The following is a 13,637-nucleotide window of genomic DNA, read 5'->3' as shown; positions in this document are numbered from 1 at the left end:
TGAGTCTCCTTACCTCTCCAAACCTGTCAAGCCATATGCGCGACCAGTTCGCCCAGCGTCTTCAAAGCCGCCTCGGTCTGCGCCGTCCACGGATAGCTGTAATTGAGCCGGATGAAGTGGCGAAAATCGTCGCGCATCGAAAACATCATGCCCGGCCCGATCGTGATGCTGCGCGCGAGTGCCGCCTGATAGAGCCGCATTGAATCGACGCGTTCGGGCAATTCCACCCACAGCACGTACCCGCCTTGCGGCGTCGACATGCGCGTGCCCGCCGGGAAAAACCGCTGCACCATCGCTGTCATGATGCTTGCCTGCTGCCGGTACACCTTGCGCACGTGCCGCAGATGGCGGTCGTAGCCATCCTGCTTCAGATAATCGGCGACCGCGACTTGCGGCACCGAGGGCGTGGTCAGCGTATTGAGAAACTTCAGCTTCTCGACCTGCGCGCGGTAGCGCCCCGGCATGGCCCAACCGATCCGGTACGAGGCCGTCAGGCTCTTCGAAAACGACGCGCAATGCAGCACCAGCCCCTTGGTATCGAAGTTCTTCAACGTCGACGGCCGCGCCTCGCCGAAGTACAGCTCCTGATAGACATCGTTCTCGATGACAGGAATCTCGTGCGCGGCGAGCAGTGCGACCAGTTGCTGCTTGCGCGCGTCCGGCATCTGGAAACCGAGCGGATTCTGGAAGTTCGGCATCACCATGCACGCGGCGATCTTTTGCCTGGCGATGACGTGGGCCAACGCCTCGATATCGATGCCGTGGACCGGATGCGTGGCCACTTCGATTGCCCGCATACCGAGACGCTCGATGGCGTGCAACATCGCGTAGTAAGTCGGCGACTCGACGGCGACCGTATCGCCCGGCTTGGCGACCGCCTGCAAGCTGAGATTGATCGCCTCGGTCGCGCCGAGCGTGATGATGATTTCGTCCGGATCGACCGGCACGCCGTTCTCGGCATAGCGCCGCGCGATCTGCCGGATCAGCTCGGAATTGCCGGGCGGCAAATCGTCGATCAGGTTCCAGCTCGCCTGGCGGCGGGCAATCGCGTTCGCGTACTGGTTGATGCGGCGCCACGGGAACAGCGACGGATCGGGGTACGGTGAGCCGAGCGGCACGGCGTCGTGCGCGCGGATGCTGCGCAGGGTCGACAGCACCAGCCGGCTCACGTCGACGGCGGCGGCCACCGGCGGCGTTTGCGCGGCCGGCTGGCGGCTTAGACGCGACTCGTCGAGCGCCACTGCCGTCGCCACCGCGTCGCGCACGAAATAGCCCGACTGCGGACGGGTCTCGACAATCCCCCGGCTTTCCAGCAACGCGTACGCGTGCAGCACGGTCTTGATGCTGACGCCGTGCTGCTGGCTTGCCTGCCGCACCGATGGAATCCGCTCGCCCGCCGCGAAGACGCCGCGGCGCACGGCTTCGGTCAATTCATCGGCGAGTTTTTCATACAGTTTCAAGGACGTGGCTCAAACAAACGTGTGGGCGGGAACGTCAGTCTATGACAAATATCAAACAACTGTATCCCTCGGCTTTCCGATTTTCTGTATGCTGCGCCGCTTTTGGAACACAGTAGGCTACTGGGCATCGGCATTAAAGCCTCGTCCAGGCCTCATCCGGGGGCAAGATCATGAAGAAACCCGCAGCTCGCATTGAACCGTATACGCACCCCGCCGCTGGCTGGGGCGCGCTCAAATACGTCGCCATCAACCTGATCAAGGAAAAGGTGACGGGCGGCGACTACCGCATGCTGTTCAAGCAGAATCAGCCAGACGGCTTCGACTGCCCTGGTTGCGCATGGCCGGATCGCGAGCATGCGTCGACCTTCGAGTTCTGCGAAAACGGCGTCAAGGCCGTGGCTGCCGAGGCGACCAGCAAGCGCGTGACGCCGGCGTTCTTCGAGAAACACACGGTTGAAGAACTGATGGCACAGTCGGATTTCGAATTGGAACAACACGGCCGTCTGACCGACCCGCTCGTCTACGACGCCGTGCGCGACCGTTACGTGCCGATCGGCTGGGACGAAGCCTTCGACCTGATCGCCGAACACCTCAAGCGCCTCGACAACCCCGACAGCGCCGCCTTCTACACCTCGGGCCGCGCCAGCAACGAAGCCGCATTCCTGTACCAGTTGTTCGTGCGCATGTACGGCACCAACAATTTCCCCGATTGCTCGAACATGTGCCACGAAGCGACCAGCCGCGGTTTGCCGCACACGGTCGGCATCGGCAAGGGCACGGTCACGCTCGACGATTTCGAACATGCCGATACGCTCCTGATCTTCGGCCAGAATCCGGCGACCAACCATCCGCGCATGCTCGGCGAGCTGCGTGAGTGCGCGAAACGCGGCGCGACCATTGTGTCGATCAATCCGCTGAAGGAACGTGGCCTGGAGCGCTTTGCAAGCCCGCAACATCCGGTCGAGATGATCACGATGGGCAGCACCAAGATCAGCTCCGTGTTCATCCGGCCGAAAGTCGGCGGCGATTTCGCGCTGCTCAAGGGCGTCGCCAAACGCGTGATCGAACTCGACGACGAAGCGTTGGCCTCGGGCCTCGAACGTGCGCTCGACGTCGCGTTCATCGCCGAACACACGGTCGGCTTCGACGCGTTCGCCGACGATTTGCGTGCGGAAAGCTGGGACACCATCGTCGCCGAATCGGGCGTGCCGTTTGAAGACGTGTTGAAGCTCGCCGACATCTACGTGAAGGGCCGCGCGGTGATTTCGACGTGGGGCATGGGCCTCACGCAGCACAAGAACTCCGTGCCGACGGTGCAGATCCTGTCGAACCTGATGATGATGCGCGGCAATATCGGCCGCCGCGGCGCGGGCTTGTGCCCGGTGCGCGGACACTCGAACGTGCAGGGCGACCGCACGGTCGGCATCGAGGAAAGGCCGACCCAGGCGTTTCTGGACCGGCTCGGCGAAGTCTATGATTTCGAGCCGCCGCGCGAGCATGGCCTCGACGTCGTCAACACGATCCAGGCGATGCTCGACGGCAAGGTGAAGGTGTTCATCGGCCTCGGCGGCAACTTCTCGATCGCGACGCCGGACACGCCGCGCACGTGGGAAGCGATGCGCTCCTGCGACTTGACCGTGCACATCACCACCAAGCTGAATCGCAGCCACCTCGTGCATGGCCGCGACGCGCTGATTCTGCCGACGCTCGGGCGCACCGAGATCGACTTGCAAAATGGCGTGGCGCAAGGCGTGAGCGTCGAGGATTCGATGAGCATGGTGCACATCTCGTACGGCATGAACAAGCCGGCCTCGGAGAATCTGTTGTCGGAGATTGCGATCGTCGCGCGCATGGCACACGCCACGCTCGGCAGCGGCAAGGTCGACTGGCTCGCGCAGGCGGCCGACTACGCGTTGATTCGCGACGGCATCGCGCAGGTGATCGAAGGCTTCCAGGACTACAACGAGCGCCTGAAGAATCCGGGCGGCTTCCACCTGGGGGTGGCATCGCGCGAGCGGATCTGGAAAACGCCGAGCGGCAAGGCGCAGTTCCTCGTGCATGCGATTGACGTCGACACGCCGATTCATCAAGCGCGCGCAGAGCACGGCGAGCGTCTGATGACCTTGATGACGACCCGTTCGCACGACCAGTACAACACGACGATCTACGGCCTCGACGACCGTTACCGCGGCGTGTACGGGCAGCGGCGCGTGCTGTTCGCCAACAAGGACGATCTGGCGATGCTGGGATTCGTTGCGGGCCAGCGCGTGGATATCACGAGCGTGTGGGCCGATGGAATCGAGCGTCACGCGGCCGGGTTCCTGCTGGTGGAGTACGACATTCCGCGCGGGTGTCTTGGCGCTTACTATCCGGAGACGAATCCGCTGGTGCCGCTTTCTTCGGTTGCCGATGGCGCGGGGACGCCGACTTCGAAGTCGATTCCGGTGTTGTTGAAAGCGTCGGCGGTGGTTGAGGCGATTGCTGCTTGAGGGAGGTTGGTTGAAGGGTGGTGGTTTCAGGGGCGCTGTGTTCCGGGTGGCGAAAGCTGCCCGGCGCGCGATACCTGAAGCGTGAACGAAGCTCAGCTCTGGTTCTTTGTCAGATCGCGATACGTCAGATACAAACGCAGATCGAATTCGATCTGATGGTAGCCTGGTTGCATGAACTCGCAGAGACGGTAGAACGCCTTGTCATGGTCGCTTTCTTTCAAATGAGCGAGCTCATGCACGACGATCATTTTCAGGAATTCCGGCGCTGCTCCTTTGAATAGCGACGCCACGCGGATTTCTTTTTTCGCCTTCAGCTTGCCGCCCTGCACACGCGAGATGCTCGTGTGCAGGCCGAGCGCATGCCGCACGACGTCGAGCTTGCTGTCGTAAGTGACTTTGTCGATTTGCGCGCCGTTGCGAAGATGTTCGCGCTTGAGCTCCGCGCAGTACTCGTACAGGGCCCTGTCTGTTTGCACGTCATGCGTGCCGGGGTACCTCGCGGCGAGGTACGGGCCGAGTTGCTCATCCGCGATCAGCTTGCGGACTTTTTCCTGTAACTGGGCGGGATAGCCGGTTAGGTATTTCAAATGCGGCATAGGGTTGCTCTTCAAAACGTCGCTTATGATACCCCGGCGGCGACGCCCCTATGCCTTTGGCGGCAACATTGCTCATTCACCTCCGCCCTCGGTCAGTTTGAAACTTCAACAATCAAAATTGTGTTCGGACTCGTCCTGTTGTCAACGCAAAGGTTAACGGGCAATCCCGCAAAAAATGCGAATTGTAGAATTTTTCGAATTTCCGTGTTTTGAGACGGGGATTTTTCATTCAGCGAGCCATCGATCCTGAATACCGCCCCGCTTGGGAAATACAAACGCGCTTCACCACTTTTGTCAGTCGAACTTTCGATGTAGCGATTGGGTGGACGGCTCTGTTCATGTATTTCTCCTCCTGCCGCGCGACACATATCCGCGAACCCCGGAGTCGCGGCATGCGCCGCATTTGCAGCGGGGACATGAAAAGCAAGCGCGCATACTGCAGCAACCTTTTCCTGGATTTTTATCATGACGCCGACCTCCACTTAAAAGTAAAAATTCAATCAGTATTTATCAATCACCACCCAGACCAGACAGAAAACCACCCTGCGAAATTCACCTAAACATATAGAACAGGGCAGCTCGGTACTTTACATCCATATAATTACCGCCAAACAGGACGAGATCAGCTTTATTCTCACCGCAGCCTCCCCCTGCCGCATTGCCGACGCCATTCAGACTGCGTGGCGAACGGGCTATACAAGTCAAGGCAAGCGCCAATATCCCGTAAAGGTGGTCCCTTCTTACGCCGTTGGCTCCATCTGAATAGAACCTTGCGTTCGAATTGGCCTGGGCAGACATGGTCATTGCGTACTGGCTAAATGCCCCCCAGTTTTGCGTTAGCCGTGCCAACCGCGGACCCAGCTCCCAGGTTGGATCATTGTAATTAGCAACGACGGCAGTTGAGATCGCACTGAACCTCGCCGATTCAGATATCGCCGTGATGAGCATTAACAACTCCCTCGCCACCAATCGCAACGGGACACTGCCGTTTCCATAACGGGAAATATTCCGGATAGCGCCTTCAAATGCCCGATAGCCGATATTTATACTTTCCCTGTTCGTTGCCCCAACCCGCTCAAGACTGCTGTAGTGCGACGACATCCGGAGATCATTCAAAACAGCATTCGCAACTGTTATGTTTTCAAATTCCCTATCATTGAATCTATAGAAAATCCCGCCCGCGACATATCCAACGACGTACAGGTTTTGACGAAGCAGAACAAGGCGAATTGTATCGGCCGTTGAATTTGCAAGCGTAACGTACAACAGACTTTGCCCCGCTCCTGCATGCATGACAAGAAGGCCAGGGACATTTTGCAAAATCCGGCCAACTTCATTTCTGATTTTCTTTATCGACGCAATATAAGTTCGCTCATTCGTATAATCGAAATTCTCTTGTGAATACGAATACTCGCAGAAAACCGCAAATATGACGGCCCAAAGGAACTTCATCGAACACCTCCACAGCCCATCAATGGCCTGAGTACGCACAATCTGATGCGCACTCATCCTTTTCGATAGACAGGTCTCAAATTCAACAGTCAGGCGTCACGCGAGTTATCGGCGCGCATGCCTTATATGCTCCGAGATAGAGAGTCACGTCGACCGTAGTGGATCGGGCAAATCTCAGCAGATAGACGAAAGGCTGGTGCTGCGGAGCCGTTCGTCAGTGCATGACTTCATCATAGGTGAACCGGTGCGCCGGGTAGCGGCGCGGATTGTCGCACGCCACGCACACCGCACACCGCAGCGGGCCGGAGACGGCGAAACGCCCACGATCCACATAACTGAACCGTGGGCAGTGACAGGATCAATGTGAGGCCGGGGACGGAATACCAGCCGAAACTGACGCCAGCGTTACGCGAATGCCCCTATGTGCACGCGAGTAATGACGATTCGGCGATAGTCACCGCCTGATCGTTTCCGGTACGCATTGGGAGTCCATCGAATTGAGGAAGGCGAACTGATGAAAGCCAGTCTTGATGCCTGGCGACCGCTCTGTTTGGTCTTGCCAAATGCGACGCGCTGATCTTTCAGAAGTTTGGGCTAGTTACCACAGTTACGCTCGCAGTCTGACCAATAACGCAACGGATCCCGATGCAGCGGAAACTGCCCGTCAAGCCACGCAGACAGCCTCGCCCAATCTGGATGATGGGTACCCGTCTGCGCCGACCAGCTCGACGATCGCTCAAGAATGTGTCCGTTCTCGCGATCACGTACAAGCAAACTGCCGAGACCGTTCGAGCTGTTCTCCTGCGATTCCACCAGATAGCGCGGCAGAATCCTGAGTTCGGCATCTTCTGCCCAACCGTATAGGGCGCGGACAACCCCGTTCGCGTCCCGTAACTCCACCGGCCCGCTTTTTGGCCTGACGGCCGACCAGTCTTCGGGGAATTCCGCAACGATCTCGTTCCTCGCTTCCCGGACCCATTTCATCCGCCACGCCCGCGCCATCGCTTCGCGCACACGTGAGGCCGATTCATACCCAGGCGGCAACTCGATCCCCATGGGCAAGGTGACGAGGTTCTCTTTCCAGAGAGATTTTTCGTCACGGTCATGCCGGTCGACTGCCTCGAATGCCTCGCTGCCAAACGGATTGTCGGGCCGACTCCCGATGTGGGCGCCGCTCGGTTTCAAATCAGGGAACAGTCCGTCAGCATGCTGACGCGTGAACTTCGGCTTTCCGTTCTTCATTGGCCTCTCCGCTCCATGGCGCTCGCATGAACACCTAACGTGGTTAGACCGGCTGCGTTCCGACAACGCGCTGCAGATCCGGCTTGTCGCGCGTGTTAGCCACGACTGGACTTCAGGGTCGATTGTAACGGACGGTCAGCTCGAGCGAACGGACCGCGCGACGTGGCGCGATCTGCCGGCATGTCTCGTCGGGCAATTAGCGTGAGATTGCCGTTTCGGCGTGAGAGGCCCACGCCAGTCAATGGGTGGCAAGTAATGCCGGAAAAGGTCAGCGCTTAGGGCCTCTCCTTATACTGCTCATCCCGCTATATCCACTTCAGCAAACCCCGAATAAAACGCGCCTCGCAAACGTTTTCCATAGGATAACTTTACGTTTTTGGAATCAACGGCTCGACTTCCTCAAGACAGCCCTCTGAAGGAGGCTGGCCACTTTTGTCACTCGCTCCCACGTGCCAGACTTTTTGTTAGCGGTTTCGAGCAAATCTTCTTTTAAATAGTGCCTCGTCAAGAGCATTTTCCGGTTACATTCCGACACGTTTCTGGTTAAATTCGGACACTGTTCGATCCACCCCTCTTTGCCTATTTCCGTAAAGGAGCGCCCGCATGAACCTCGGCGCGAACCCAATTCAAGTTCATTCTCCGCTCAAACCCGGCATTGCCCATAGTCATTTCGACGTGCGTACGAAACCGCCCCAGCGGCAGTTGCTAGCCTGGCGGGATCGGGTCGGCCATGTGATCGACGTGCTGCCCTCGCTATCCCAGCTCGACGAGCCGTTCCAGGCTTCGATTGATCGCTATCAGGTTGGCCAACTCGCGTTTACCGATTGCCGGTCCGACCGGATGCTGCTCGAGCGCTCCCAGGCCCGAATTTCGACCGACAAGGTGCGTGATGTCGCTTTTCACGTGTTTCTGGAGGGCGGCGTTGAGAACATCACACTGCGCGCCACGCCCCCCAAAAGCGCGCCTGCGCCCGCGGCAACGATCCTTGCACTCGATTTGAACCAACCGGTCAGGATGCAGCGCAACGCCTGCAGGGTGCTCACGCTGTTCGTGCCGAGCGAGACGGTGCAGGCAGAATTTCCTGATGCGGAGGCCATCCATGGCCGCACGATCCACGGGACGACACCGTTCACGCGGTTAATCGTCGACCATCTGAGCGCGCTCAGTCAGAACATCGCACAGATGAGCGCCGAGTCAGCGGACGAAGCCGTCCGCTCGGGCGCGCAGATGCTGATCGCACTGTTTGGCAAACAGGCACTCCTGAGCGGGAATGCGCGCGCAGCCGGCCGCGCGGCCATGTTCGGCCAGGCGAGACGCTATATACAGGCCAACCGGCACAACGCGGCACTCTCTCCCGAAAGCGTGATGAGCGCGTTGGGACTTCCTCGCCAGACCCTGTACCGCCTGTTTCAGCATGAGGGCGGTGTGGGCGCCTACATCCGTCACATCAGGCTACGTCATGCTGCCGATGACCTGATCCGCAAGCCGCAGACGGCGGTGGCAAATATTGGCTACGAACTCGGCTTTAAAAGCGCCACCGATTTCACGCGTGCCTTCCGCCGGGCCTATGGAATGACGCCGCTGGATTTCCGCACGCTCACCGCGCAAGACCGGCAAAGCGCGCTCAAGCCGGTTCGCCGGACGTAAAGTCGGACCGGTTCGAGCGAGCACGGTGACGGGCGCATCGCTGCGCCCTCCTGACGCGCACTAGCGCTCGCCCATCGATTCGGTCACGGTCTTGGTGATCGGCTTGGTCAGGTAGTTCAGCACCGTGTTCGAACCGGTCTTGATTTCCACGGTGGCCGTCATACCCGGCTGCACGGAAATCCGATGCCCCACCGCGCGCCCCAGATCATTGCCGTTTGTCTTCACCTGCACGCGGTAGAAGGGCTGCTCATTGGCAGGATGGGTGTCGTCATTGAGCGTATCCGCACTGATGTACGTCACTGTGCCCGACAGCGTGCCGTAGATCGTGTAGTCGTAGGCATCCAGCTTGATCTTCGCCGGCAGCCCTGGCTTGATGAAGGCGATGTCCTTCGGCTTGACCTTAGCCTCGATGATCAACTCGTCGTCGACCGGCACGATCTGCATGATTTCATCGCCGGCGCGCGCCACGCCACCGGGCGTGCTAATGCGGACGTTGCGCACAATGCCGTCGACCGGCGAATCGATCACCGTGTGGTCGAGCTGGTCCTTGCGCTGCGCAACGACCTGGTCAACGCCCGCGAGATCCTCAAGCGCCTTGGACAGATCGGTCTGCGAATCCTGCATGTACTTGTTGCGCCGGTTGGTAATCTGCCCCTGGAGATCGGCGACCTGCCGCTCGAGCTTGAGCACGTCGGCCCTGCTGACATCGCCCGATGCCAGCAGCGGCAGGTTGATGTTGAGCTCGTCCTGCACGTATTCCAGCGACTTGCGCATCGCCGCTACCTCGTCGTCGACCGCCGCTTGCCGTTTGCGGAACAGCAGTTCCTCGTTCGAGCGGATATCGGAATAGGCGTCGAGTGATTTCGGAAACTGCGGCGTGCCGCCGTAAACTTCCGCGTGCAGACGCGCCACCTCCGCCTCGAGCGACATCTCCTTGCTCTGCGATTCGAGATAGGCTGCCTCGGCGCGAGTGCGCTCAAAGCGCACCAGCGGCTGGCCGCGCTTGACGTCCGCACCTTCCTTGACCAGAACGGCGTCGATGGTCATCAGATCCTGGGACTGGATGATCTGGTCGCGCGAACTGGCGATCACTTGCCCTTGTGCCCGCGTGATCTGATCGAGCGAAGCCCAGCGCGCCCACACGATGAAACCGACTATCGCCACCCCGCAGCATGCGGTCAGCGCCCACCGGGCACGCGGAATTTCTTGTGTAATGTCCGACATAAAGCGAATCAAACCTCAGAGGTAGAAGCAACCGGCGACGTGCCGAACAGTTTGTCGATGACCTGATCGCGTGGGCCGTCCATCACAACACGGCCGTCGCGCATCACCAGCAGCCGCCGGGTCACCGGCAGCAGCGCGGTCTTGTGGGTGGCGACCAGCACGGTTGTGCCGCGGGCGGCGATCGCGTCGATCACGGCAACGATGCGTTTCTCGGTGGCCGAGTCCATCGATGCGGTCGGCTCGTCGAGCACCAGCACTTTGGGCCGCATCAGCAACAGCCGTGTGAACCCGATCAATTGCCGCTGTCCGCCGGAAATGCCGCGCCCGCCTTCGGTGATCGGCAGTGCGAGTCCCTTCGGATGCCGGGTGATCAGGTCCATCAATCCGGTCAGCCTGGCGACTTCGAGCAGGCGCTCGTCGCCGGGATCGGGCAGGCCTTGCACGAGGTTGCCGCGCAAGGTGCCGCTGATCAGGCGGATTTCCTGCGGCAAGTAGGCGATCTTTTCATGCAGGACCTCAGGGAGGATCAGCGCCATGTCGATGCCGTTGATCGAGATCCGGCCAGCGGCGGGCCGGAACAGGCCCGACATCAGTTTCAGGAGCGTGCTCTTGCCCGAGCCGATCGAACCGATGATGCCGATCCGCTCGCCGGTCTTGATGTCGAGCTGCTCGATATCGACGGCCGCGTCGCCACCGTGGCCATAACTGAACTTGACGCCGTCGATGCGCATCGCGCCGTCGACGATTTCCGGAACCAGTGCACGGCCGCGCGCGTCGTTGTCGTTGGGCAGGGAGATCAGCTTGTCGAGACCGTTCGCCGCGGCGCGCGCATTGGACCACTGCACCAGCGTCGCAGGCAATTGCGCGATCGGCGACATGGCCCGCCCGCTGATAATGGTGCAGGCAATCAGCGCGCCCATGGTCAACTTGTTATCGGCGACCAGATACGCGCCGAACGCAACCAGCCCGACATAGCCGAGCTGCTGCAGCGCCACGGTCAAGTGCTGCGACAGCGACGAATAGTTTTTCACCTTGTAGTCAGACGCGCCGGCATCGTCGACGAGTCCCGACCAGCGGCGCTGCAGCGACCAGTCGGCACCGTTGGCCTTGAACGATTCCGCGCCGTCGATCGACTCCACCAGCAAACCTGCCTTGCGGTGGCTCTGCCCCTGGTTCTGCCGCGAATGGAAGGCAATCTGTCTCTGGAACATCAAGCCCGCGCACAGCGAGATCGGGAACATCAGCAGCGGCACCAGCACGAGCCGGCCGCCGATCAGCCCGATGATCAGGATAAAAAGCAATGCGAACGGAATATCGACCAGCACGAACAACGAGGTCGAACTCAGGATCGCGCGCACCGACTCGAAGCCCTTGACCTGTGAGGCGAGCGAGCCGATCGACGACGGCCGGTGTTCAAGCCGTATGTTGATCAGGCGGTTGTAAAACCATACCGACAGACTCTCGTCGATGCGCCTGGCAGTGCGCTCGATCGACGCGCCGCGCACCTGTTTGAGCAGCAACTCCAGCAGGATCGCCGCGCCGACGCCGACCGACAGCACCACGAGCGTGGCGAAGCCGCGGTTCGGGATCACGCGGTCATACACCTGCATGCTGAAGAGCGAGGTCGTGATCGCGAGGATGTTGGTCAGCACCGTCGCCAGGATCGCTTCGAGGTAGTGCGACTTGTTGCGCCACAATGCGTCCAGCACGAGACGCTTGGCGGACGTGTTTGGGCTGGAGGGGTCGGCCGGATCGGACCCGCCGAACGCGTCGTCGTGCTCGACAGGCAGGCCGATGCACACCGCGCCCTCGAGGCCGTCGAGCCGCGCCATCTGGCCGTCGGCCGCGCGCGCGGTCCAACTGCCGTCGGCGTTGCGGGCCAGCACGATCCACCATTCGCCCGACTCGGCACGCGCGAGAAACGGGCCTTGTCCGGCGCCTGGCGCAGCGAGTTCGTAGACTTCGCCGGTGAGGCTGCCGGCCTGCCAGGCTGCCCTGACCCGCTCGAGCACCGGCGCATCGGCGCCCACCTCGAGCACAGTCTGGACATCTTGCAGCAGCGCTTGCGGGACGGTCTGGCCGACTGCCTTGGCAGCCAGCGTAATTGCGGAGAGGAGCGGGTTCATGGGGTCGAATTGTTTTGAGCGGGGGGGACGTTGCTGGCTTCGTCGAGGAACGGCGTCTCGCCGGTCCTGACCTCGAGCCGCAACGCCGCGGCGGTCATCTGCGCCTTGGCGTCCGCAGTCGTCATCTCGGACTGGGACGCTTCCCGCACGGTATTCATCACGTCGAGCCACGACTTCTTGCCGATCGTGTACTGGCGCACGTACGACTCGTACACCGCCTTCGAACTGGCAGTGGACAAGGTCGAGCTCTGGAAGCGTTCGCGGGCGCCCATATACTCGTCCCAGTCGGTCGACACCAACAGCCGCAGGTCGCGCAGCGCGGCGGTGCGTGCTTCGATTGCGGCGTTCTTTGCGGCGACAGCTGCGCCGACGCCTGCAGCGGCCGACAGGCCCGCGCCCGGTTCCGCCTGGATAACGAGCATGACGCGGCTTCCACGCGTGGTGTCTTGCGGCGTGATCAGATCCTGCCCGTAGAACTTGTCGAAGCGCACCGAAACCTGCGGCAGGTAGGCCGCCTTTTTCACTGTGATATCGGCTTCGGCGGCCTTTTCCTGATAATCGTATCGCTTGAGCGTCGGCGACACGCCGGTGGCCAGGTCGACCGCGGTATCGACGGAATCGGGCATCATCTGGTCGATGCTGTAGTCGTCGACGGCCGGCACGCGCTGCCCGACGAGCTGCGAGAGCTGCGAGAGCGCCGTGGCAAGCGCCTGCTTTGCCGCCGATAAATCGTTGTCCGCCTGGTACAGGCGGGACTGCGCCAGGTCCCGGTCCACGGTAGCGCTCGCCTGGGCGTCGACGCGCCGGCTGATCATGTCGAACAGCTGCTGATGCTGCTCCACTTCCTTTTCGGCGATCGCCGTGCGCGCCTGCTGCCGCATCGCCTCGACGAAAGCCGTCGCCACGCGCAGCAGAATATCTTCGCGGGTTTCGTCGACGCTCGCCGAGGCCGCGTCCTTTTGCGCCTCAGCGGAGGCGATGGTCCCCGAGATGCGGCCGCCGGCCCAGATCGGCTGCGTCAGGCTGATATCGGTAAAGCGCGGGTTGCCGTCGTTGGCCTTGCCGCCTTCGACGGCGAGGGTCGGAAAGCGTTGCCACGACGCGGCCTTCACATTCGCTTCCGCTGCATTGAGCGAATATTGCTTGCCGACAATTTCCGGATGCGTGGCGAGCGCCTGCCGCGCCATCTGGCCTAGCGACCAATCGGCGGCCGAGGCCCCGAGGCTCGCCGTAACAAGCGCGGTTGCTACCGCACCTGCCATGTAATTCTTCAAGAACATTTTGTACACCAACTTCTGGTTTTTTTACGGCCGTTCGACCCCCGTTATCTGTCGAACGCTTTTCTAGCTCAATCGAGAAACGGCCCCACCGGACTTCGGTGGGGCCATTCGGTCTTACTCA

General features: G+C 60.8%; 10 protein-coding genes. 2 read left to right on the top strand and 8 right to left on the bottom strand.

The genetic code is table 11. The features are described from left to right. Positions 1-26: 26 nt before the first annotated feature. Positions 27-1,460 (bottom strand): aminotransferase-like domain-containing protein, encoded by a 1,434-nt coding sequence (locus tag P0D84_RS06845; RefSeq protein WP_408333957.1) that lies wholly within the window; start codon positions 1,458-1,460, stop codon positions 27-29. Between the two features lie 170 nt (positions 1,461-1,630). Between P0D84_RS06845 and P0D84_RS06840 the strand changes: the two genes are divergently transcribed. Further along, positions 1,631-3,949, top strand: coding sequence for an FdhF/YdeP family oxidoreductase (locus tag P0D84_RS06840; protein ID WP_408333954.1), 2,319 nt, complete (start codon positions 1,631-1,633; stop codon positions 3,947-3,949). Positions 3,950-4,041: 92 nt separating this feature from the next. On the opposite strand, the gene P0D84_RS06835 is transcribed toward P0D84_RS06840, so the two are convergent. The 4 genes from P0D84_RS06835 to P0D84_RS06820 form a co-directional block, all read right to left on the bottom strand. Then, entirely contained in the window at positions 4,042-4,545 is a 504-nt protein-coding gene (locus tag P0D84_RS06835) for a YgjP-like metallopeptidase domain-containing protein (protein ID WP_408333951.1), read from the bottom strand. 92 nt (positions 4,546-4,637) lie between these two features. Next, the gene (locus P0D84_RS06830) at positions 4,638-5,012 is read right to left on the bottom strand and encodes a hypothetical protein (RefSeq protein ID WP_408333948.1); all 375 of its coding nucleotides are present in this window, start codon (positions 5,010-5,012) and stop codon (positions 4,638-4,640) included. An 85-nt stretch (positions 5,013-5,097) separates the two neighbouring features. Beyond that, positions 5,098-5,997, bottom strand: a complete 900-nt coding sequence (locus tag P0D84_RS06825; protein ID WP_408333945.1) for a ribosome-inactivating family protein — start codon at positions 5,995-5,997, stop codon at positions 5,098-5,100. 594 nt (positions 5,998-6,591) lie between these two features. After that, the gene (locus P0D84_RS06820) at positions 6,592-7,239 is read right to left on the bottom strand and encodes a hypothetical protein (RefSeq protein ID WP_408333942.1); all 648 of its coding nucleotides are present in this window, start codon (positions 7,237-7,239) and stop codon (positions 6,592-6,594) included. A 603-nt stretch (positions 7,240-7,842) separates the two neighbouring features. Between P0D84_RS06820 and P0D84_RS06815 the strand changes: the two genes are divergently transcribed. Further along, positions 7,843-8,886, top strand: a complete 1,044-nt coding sequence (locus tag P0D84_RS06815) for an AraC family transcriptional regulator (protein WP_408333940.1) — start codon at positions 7,843-7,845, stop codon at positions 8,884-8,886. Positions 8,887-8,946: 60 nt separating this feature from the next. Here P0D84_RS06815 and P0D84_RS06810 read toward each other — a convergent pair whose 3' ends face one another. Genes P0D84_RS06810 through P0D84_RS06800 form a run of 3 tightly spaced genes read right to left on the bottom strand, consistent with a single transcriptional unit; the run spans position 8,947 to position 13,516 of the window. Next, positions 8,947-10,110, bottom strand: a complete 1,164-nt coding sequence (locus P0D84_RS06810; protein ID WP_408333937.1) for an HlyD family type I secretion periplasmic adaptor subunit — start codon at positions 10,108-10,110, stop codon at positions 8,947-8,949. Between the two features lie 8 nt (positions 10,111-10,118). Next, a complete protein-coding gene (locus P0D84_RS06805; protein ID WP_408333934.1) occupies positions 10,119-12,236 on the bottom strand; it encodes an ATP-binding cassette domain-containing protein in 2,118 nt (705 codons plus the stop codon). Continuing rightward, positions 12,233-13,516 (bottom strand): TolC family protein, encoded by a 1,284-nt coding sequence (locus tag P0D84_RS06800; RefSeq protein WP_408333931.1) that lies wholly within the window; start codon positions 13,514-13,516, stop codon positions 12,233-12,235. Before P0D84_RS06800 ends, P0D84_RS06805 begins: the two co-directional genes overlap by 4 nt. Between the last annotated feature and the right edge of the window lie 121 nt (positions 13,517-13,637).

Source organism: Paraburkholderia sp. RL17-337-BIB-A, from assembly GCF_046025895.1.
Taxonomy (GTDB): Bacteria; Pseudomonadota; Gammaproteobacteria; order Burkholderiales; family Burkholderiaceae; genus Paraburkholderia; species Paraburkholderia fungorum_C.
The sequence above is the reverse complement of the archived record's forward strand: the minus strand, read 5'-3'. Positions and strand labels throughout refer to the sequence as shown.